General features: G+C 67.5%; 6 protein-coding genes. 1 reads left to right on the forward strand and 5 read right to left on the reverse strand.

Annotation, left to right across the window (positions count from 1 at the left end):
- Positions 1-122: 122 nt before the first annotated feature.
- Both ACL02U_RS32590 and ACL02U_RS32595 read right to left on the reverse strand, forming a co-directional pair.
- Positions 123-347 (reverse strand): hypothetical protein, encoded by a 225-nt coding sequence (locus ACL02U_RS32590; protein ID WP_412794621.1) that lies wholly within the window; start codon positions 345-347, stop codon positions 123-125.
- A gap of 64 nt (positions 348-411) precedes the next feature.
- On the reverse strand, positions 412-1,719 hold the full coding sequence (locus ACL02U_RS32595) for an MFS transporter (RefSeq protein ID WP_412794622.1): 1,308 nt from the start codon (positions 1,717-1,719) through the stop codon (positions 412-414).
- A gap of 70 nt (positions 1,720-1,789) precedes the next feature.
- Between ACL02U_RS32595 and ACL02U_RS32600 the strand changes: the two genes are divergently transcribed.
- Positions 1,790-2,800, forward strand: a complete 1,011-nt coding sequence (locus ACL02U_RS32600) for a GlxA family transcriptional regulator (RefSeq protein ID WP_412794623.1) — start codon at positions 1,790-1,792, stop codon at positions 2,798-2,800.
- Positions 2,801-2,878: 78 nt separating this feature from the next.
- Here ACL02U_RS32600 and thpD read toward each other — a convergent pair whose 3' ends face one another.
- From thpD to ACL02U_RS32615, 3 genes are read right to left on the reverse strand one after another with little or no spacing between them, the layout of a single operon-like run.
- On the reverse strand, positions 2,879-3,769 hold the full coding sequence (gene thpD, locus ACL02U_RS32605; RefSeq protein WP_412794624.1) for an ectoine hydroxylase: 891 nt from the start codon (positions 3,767-3,769) through the stop codon (positions 2,879-2,881).
- Entirely contained in the window at positions 3,766-4,332 is a 567-nt protein-coding gene (gene ectA, locus ACL02U_RS32610) for a diaminobutyrate acetyltransferase (protein WP_412794625.1), read from the reverse strand. Before ectA ends, thpD begins: the two co-directional genes overlap by 4 nt.
- A gap of 1 nt (position 4,333) precedes the next feature.
- Positions 4,334-4,738, reverse strand: coding sequence for an ectoine synthase (locus ACL02U_RS32615; protein WP_412794626.1), 405 nt, complete (start codon positions 4,736-4,738; stop codon positions 4,334-4,336).
- Positions 4,739-4,782 lie beyond the last annotated feature (44 nt).

A 4,782-nucleotide genomic window follows, 5' to 3' on the forward strand; every position in this document is an offset into this window, starting at 1 on the left:
CCCCTCGGCACGCAGCCTGGCGATCGTCGCGCCCAGCGAGATCCGGGCGGCGGCCTTGGTCAGCGACACCGAGGTCGCCGACCGAGGTCGGACTGCGCTTTCGACAGCGCCGATGGGACTCGTCAACGGTGACCGCTGGCGACGATCTGAGAACCCGCGCGGCTGATCGCTCGAGCCTGCAAGGCGCCGCAGGAGCAGCGCAGCCATACGGTGGTGCCGTTGGAAGTGCGGTGTCGGGAGATGACGGCAAAGTTGTTGTCGTCGTCGGTGCCGCAGTAGGTGCACAGCAGTGGTTTCGGAGGCTTCGAAGTCTGGGCAGGTGTGGGGGCGGCAGCCCACGAGGTCATGACGTCCTCCTGAGTTGTGTGAAGGTGTGAGCGAGTGCGGGTGGGAGAGCTCGACGTGATGCGGTTATGCGGCGGGCCGGGCGTCGCGCTGGGTACGTACAGTCAGAGCCATCAGGGCCGCGACGAGGCAGACCACGCTCAGCGCGGGCCAAACAACGTTGTAGGTGCCGAACAGATCGCGGGCCTCGGCGCCGAGGAACGCCGAGGTGCCTGCGCCCAGCTGGTGGGCGGAATTGGCCCATCCGAAGACGATGGGACCGTCGTCGCCGTATGCGCGTTGGCTGAGGGCGATGACGGGGGGAACGGTTGCCACGTCGACGAGGCCGTACACGACGCAGAAGGCGATCAAGGGTGGCTGTACTGACGCCGTGAGGACATGGGGCAGGGCAAGCAGTGTGAGGGCGCGGACGGTGAAGTAGACGACCAACAGCCGGCGCGGGTCGACGCGGTCGGTGAGCCAACCGGAGAGGACTGCGCCCAGAGAGGAGAAGACGCCGATCAGGGACAGGAGCGAGGCTGCGATGGTCGCGTGCATGCCATGGTCATGAGCGGCGGGTACCCAGTTGCTCCACATGATGCCGTTGGTCGAGGCGCCGCAGATGATGAACATGCCGGCCAGTAGCCAGAAGGTGCCGGTGCGGGCAGCGTTGCTGAGGACCTTGACGCTGCGGCGTGCGGCGCCCTGGACAGGGGCAGGCTTGGGCACGAATTGCCCGCCTCCGTACGGCCGGGCACCGATGTCGGCCGGGTGGTCTCGCAGCAGCAGGGCAACCAGAGCGCAGACGACCAGGGCGACAAGCGCCAGGGTAACTACAGGGGGCTGCCAGTCGTAGCGGTCGACCGCCCAGGCGAGCAGGGGCAGGAAGACCAGTTGGCCCAGGTGGCTGGAGGCGCTGAGCGCACCCGTGACCAGACCGCGCCGCCGCGCGAACCAGCGGCCGGTGATCAAGGCGGCGAAGGTCATGGTCAGGCAACCGCTGCCGAGCCCGACCAGCACACCCCAGTACAGTACGAGCTGCCATGGCGAGGCCATCACACTGGTGAGCAGGGCACCGACGGTGACGAGGAGCAGGGCGCCCACCACCACGCGACGGATTCCGGCACGTTCCATCAGGGCCGCCGCGAAGGGCGCGGTGAAGCCGAACAGGACCATGTTGACGGAGGCGGCCAACGCGATCTGGCCCCGGTCCCACGCGTACTCCTGGTGCAGCGGCGTGATGAGCAGGCCTGGGACGGTCGTGAAAGCGCCGGCCGTGACGATGGCCGCGCCTGCGACGACGGCGATGACCCAGGCGCGGTGTAATCCGGCGCGGGGGCTGGGCGGTGCCGTGATGGGGGCTGCGGTCAACTGGGGCTGCGAGTGCTGAGCCATGGCTCCAGGCTGCCGAGGCGGTGGACGGCCAGCGAGTGTCTGGATGGCCGTCATGCGCAAGAATGTGGCCATGCTGGATCGGACTGTGTTCTCTCACCCCGCGCGACACCACGTTGCTGTACTCGCCCGCCAGATGACCCTGCCCATCGAGCTGGGCATCGTCCACCAATTGTTCGGCCAGGCCCGCGCGGGCGCGTCAGCGGAAGGCGAGCCACTGTACGAGGTCGTCACCTGCGCCTTGCAGCCGGGAAAAGTAGACACAGACGGGGACTTCACCATCAACGTCGCACACGGCCCCGAGACGCTGGCCGAAGCCGACACAGTGATCGTGCTGTCCTCCTACGAGGACTACGTACAGCAGCAACCCGCGCTCTCAGAGCCGCTCGCCGAGGCGCTCTCCCGCATACAGCCCGGCACCCGAGTGGCGTCGATCTGCACGGGAGCCTTCGTCCTGGCCTCCGCAGGGCTGCTCGATGGGCAGGCAGCAACCACGCACTGGCGCTACGCTGACCGTTTCGCCCAACTCTTCCCACGCGTCGAACTGGACGCGGCCGTCCTGTACACCGACGGCGGCGATGTGCTGACCTCCGCCGGATGCGCCTCCGGAATCGACTTGTGCCTGCACATGATCCGCCGCGACTTCGGCATGGCCGTCGCCAACGACGTCGCCCGCCGCACCGTCGTACCACCCCACCGGGAGGGCGGACAGGTGCAGTACGTCCGCCATCCCGTGCCGGAACCGACCTCGCCCTCCACCGCGGCCGCGCGCGGCTGGGCGCTTCAGCGACTGGGCGAGCCCATCACCCTGGGGCAGATGGCGGCCCGGGAGTCGATGAGCGTACGGAACTTCACCCGGCGCTTTCGTGACGAGGTCGGCGTCACTCCGATGAACTGGCTCACGCAGCAGCGCGTCGAATGTGCCCGGGAACTGCTGGAGGAGTCGGACCTGCCGGTGGAGCAGGTGGCTGAACGAGCGGGGCTGGGTACGGCAGCGAATCTACGGCAGCACTTCCACGCGGCGCTGGGGACTTCGCCGAGCGCCTACCGCGCCACCTTCCGCGGCCCTGGGGCCGCCGCATGACACGACGCGGGGCGGCCGGGAATGGCCGCCCCGCGCGTGCGAACAGAGCTGATCAGCGTGTGCTTGACCCCGCGCCGATTAGCGAGGGAACTCGCGGTTGCCGAGGTGCTGCGGACGCGGCTTGGGCGCGGCGAACGGCTCCTCCAGCGTGTTCTCGACGCTGTTGTAGACGATGAAGATGTTGGAGCGCGGGAAGGGGGTGATGTTGCCGTTGGAACCGTGCAGCAGGTTCGAGTCGAACATGACCGCCGAGCCCGCCGGCCCGGTGATCTGCTCGATACCGTGCCGCTCGGCCATCCGCTTCAGGTGCTCCGGGCCGGGGGAACCGACGGTGATGCGGTGCACGCGCAGCGATTCCTTGTGGAAGTCGGGCGGCGTCTCTCCGACCGACGGTATGAACGTCTTGTGCGTACCCGGCATGACCAGCAGCGGTCCGTTGAACGAGTAGTTCTCGCTCAGCGCGATGGAGACGCTGAAGGCGCGCGGCCGGGGCATGCCGTCCTCGGCGTGCCAGGTTTCGAAGTCGGAGTGCCAGTCGAACTCGGCGCCGCCGAAGCCGGGCTTGTAGTTGACCCGGCTCTGGTGGACGTACACGTCCGAGTCGAGGACCTGCCGGGCGACGTCGGTGAGCCGGGACGAGTAGAGCAGTTCGGCGAAGAGCTCGCTGACCTTCTCCACCTCGAACACGGAACGCACCCGGTCGGAGTCCGGCTCCATGACGACACGGTCGCTTGCACGCAGGACCGGGTCCTTGCCCAGGCGCTGCAGCTCGGCACGGTACGTCTCCACCTCCTGCGGCGACAGCAGGTTGTCGAGGACCAGGAATCCGCTGGACTCGTAACGGTCCAGCTGCTCCTTGCCGAGCGGGCCGGGAGCATTGCCCCACACGGCCGGGTCAACCCGTGGCTGGACGACGGCGTCGCCGTTGACTCGGGTGGGGTAGAGATCGGGTCGCACGGTGGTGCTCATGCAGCGGTCTCCTTCGCGAGGGTGTTCACGTTGATGTGGTCGTCGTCCGGAACGGGAGCCGGTTCTTTGGCGGCCAGTGGTCCGATGCGCTGGAGGATCTCGTCGTGGTGGCCCTCCCCCAGCCAGCCGGCGGGAAAGAGGACCTGCTCGGTGATCGCGGCCGCTCGTCGGCGGGCGTATTGCCTGAGCACCATGAGGATGGAGCGGTTCTCGGCCGACACGCTGGCTTCGACGAAGCGGGCTCCACGGGCGCGTTGCTGCTCGGCCGCGGCCTCGAAGAGTTTCACTCCGAGGAAGGGGATGCCGTGCCGCGGGCTGACAGCGGTCTGCCACACGAAGTAGGTTTCCGGCTCCTCGGGACGGCGGTAGCCGGTGAGGAAGCCGACGATCTCGTCGTCGACCGTGGCCACCAAGCAGCAGTCGGCGAAGTCGCGGAACCACAGGACGTATGCGTACGGACTGTTGGTGTCCAGGTTGGGAGTGTTCTTGACCAGCTCCCACACTTTCAAGCCGTCCTCGGGCGTCGGCGTGCGGAAGACAGCCTTAGTCCCTGCCGTCGTCATCTCAGGCCGTCCCCTCGTCAGTGAGCAGCGGGTAGACGCCGTTCTCGTCGTGGTCCTCCCGGCCGGTCACGGGCGGGTTGAACACACAGATGTAGCGGGAGTCGGTCTTGGGGCGCAGGGTGTGCCGTTCATGGCCGTCGAGGAGGTACATGGTCCCCGGGGTGATCCAGTGCTTCTCTCCAGTCTCCTCGTTGGTCAGCTCCGACTCCCCTTCGACGCACAGCACGGCCTCGATGTGGTTGGCGTACCACATGGATGTCTCGGTGCCGGCGTAGACGGTTGTCTCGTGCAGTGAGAAGCCGACCCGCTCCTTGGCGAGCACGATCCTTTTGCTCTCCCAGGTTCCGGACGCGGACTTCACATGCCGGTCGGTTCCCTCGATGTCCTTGAACGAACGGACGATCACGGTGGTGTGACTCCTCCTTGGTCGGTTTGGCCGGTCAGGCGGTT

It is taken from the genome of Streptomyces sp. MS06 (assembly GCF_047200655.1).
Taxonomy (GTDB): Bacteria; Actinomycetota; Actinomycetes; order Streptomycetales; family Streptomycetaceae; genus Streptomyces.